Origin of the sequence: Solemya pervernicosa gill symbiont (genome assembly GCF_002020875.1) — a bacterium.
In the GTDB taxonomy this organism is placed as follows: Bacteria; Pseudomonadota; Gammaproteobacteria.
This window is the reverse complement of sequence record NZ_MPRL01000142.1, coordinates 1-1,947: the sequence shown is the minus strand read 5'-3', so window position 1 is coordinate 1,947 and position 1,947 is coordinate 1. Positions and strand designations below refer to the sequence as shown.

General features: G+C 45.8%; 2 protein-coding genes. Both read left to right on the top strand.

Annotated features, from left to right (window positions below; translation table 11 throughout):
• Positions 1–377 precede the first annotated feature (377 nt).
• The gene (locus tag BOW52_RS16710) at positions 378–686 is read left to right on the top strand and encodes a hypothetical protein (protein WP_078485216.1); all 309 of its coding nucleotides are present in this window, start codon (positions 378–380) and stop codon (positions 684–686) included.
• A gap of 461 nt (positions 687–1,147) precedes the next feature.
• Positions 1,148–1,564, top strand: coding sequence for a cupin domain-containing protein (locus BOW52_RS16705; RefSeq protein ID WP_078485215.1), 417 nt, complete (start codon positions 1,148–1,150; stop codon positions 1,562–1,564).
• Positions 1,565–1,947 lie beyond the last annotated feature (383 nt).

Sequence of the window (1,947 nt, the reverse complement as noted above, 5' to 3'; positions counted from 1 at the left end):
TTCTCCGTCGTTCGCTCACGCTCTCAACTACGAATATGCAGACGGCGTCGACTATCGGGGACTAACCGCCCTCGCTTCGCTATCCATGGCGGTCAGCGATTGAGGAAAATTATTGCCCAAATTGTGGTGCAACTGAATATATAAGCTCTGCATCGTTATTCTCAAAAATAATGCTTATTCTTACTTTTGGCTTATTCGGCGTCATATACAAAATTAGAAAAAACAACCATAAATGCATTAAGTGTGGGCGCAAATGGAAAGAATAAGCTCTAACAAACAGCTCAAGTCGCTCGCTTCCACTCGCTGGGACGCTCCGCCGATGCACTGCTCGCGCCCCTTAGCAAAACGTTATAACTACTCAGTAGCCTAGCAAAAGAATGAAAAAATCAATTGGTTTCTCTGTGTTGTCAGCCTTAATCGCTATGTGTGCTTACCTCGTCCTAGATGCAATACAGCGCCATATTGATAAGCAGTCCGGCGAAATCGTTGAGAGAGTGCTGAGCGACAATACAATTTCTCAACTAAAGCTGGTATCTGAAGTTCAGTCACAACTGGCGGCTGGCGATTTGGCCGCGGCTTCCAAACAGCTAAATGAGGCAGCAGATACGTACATATACATCCTCAAAAACAACTGTAAATTGGAAAAATGCAAACAGGCACTTAAACACCATCAACCAAACAATTAGTTATAACAATGCCGTTCAACCCGGACATACCTCCGCGGCGTTCAATTTGTGCTTAAATCGCACACCGCTACGGTATGCCTGTTAACGGCGACGTTAGAGCAAATAATAGCATGGGAGATATTGGGATAAAGAGAAAACCAAAGGTGTCAGAGTCAATTGATCAATGGTTTTAGTAGGATGGGTTGAACGGGGTAATACCACTCACTAGTTTTACCTCTGTGCCAATAGCGGGTGTCGCTTTGAACTATCGCTTCGTAGACACCTTAGATACTCAGCTTGGAATACCTTAATTTAGATGGATATTCAGTCTGAACATTCTGGACATCAGCTGCAAACAGATAATCCAGAAGCCAATCACAGCATTAGCTAATTATAGATATAATAAGTTTTGACAGCTCCAATCTCGCGATTGTTAGCGCACTTAAATAACGCCCATATTATCGACACACAAAGGAAACAAGATGAGAAGAGTAATTTTAGGAACATTGCTTACCCTACTGTTATCAAGCAATGTTTTTGCCCTGGATCAACACACCACTCAGGTTGATGAAGTTACAAAATCGACCTCCAGCTGGGACGGAAGCGCCCTACCCAACTACTCTGAAGACACTCCAGAGGTCACCATTCTCAGAATCAATATCCCAGCGGGGGTTCAGTTACCCATGCATAAACACCCGGTAATTAATGCCGGTGTATTGCTGAGAGGTGAACTAACGGTCATCCGAGAAGATGGCAAGACGCTACACATGAAGGCGGGGGATTCCATTGTCGAAGTTGTCGACAAATGGCACTACGGAAAGAACGAAGGGAGTGAGACGGCTGAAATTATAGTTTTCTATGCTGGAGTCGTGGGCACACCGATCACCATCAAGAAGTAGGTTTTCGATACATTTCAGAGAGTAGCCCGGATGGAGTAAAACGAAATCCGGGGCTCTTCTGCCACCCCTACTATCCTCACGGGATCACGGTGGCATTGAAGTAACTGGACAAGTGCAGCAGAGACAATCAGTATCCGGGCACCCCGCACCCTGATATTTGAAGGTGAAACACCTTAAAGAAAACATTTTGATGCCAACCACTCAAGCCGCCATCATTCTTTCCAGGGCATGCTGATCAGGCCCAGTAAAGGTTGGCGCCTTAGGAGCGCCGGCCAATATACTTAATCAGGGGAGTCGCTATTTTTGCGAGAGTTTGTTTTGGGCATCCAAGCCCAAGCAAACAGCAAAAACTTCACGCGACCGTTTATGCCTGCGGCGCCCCG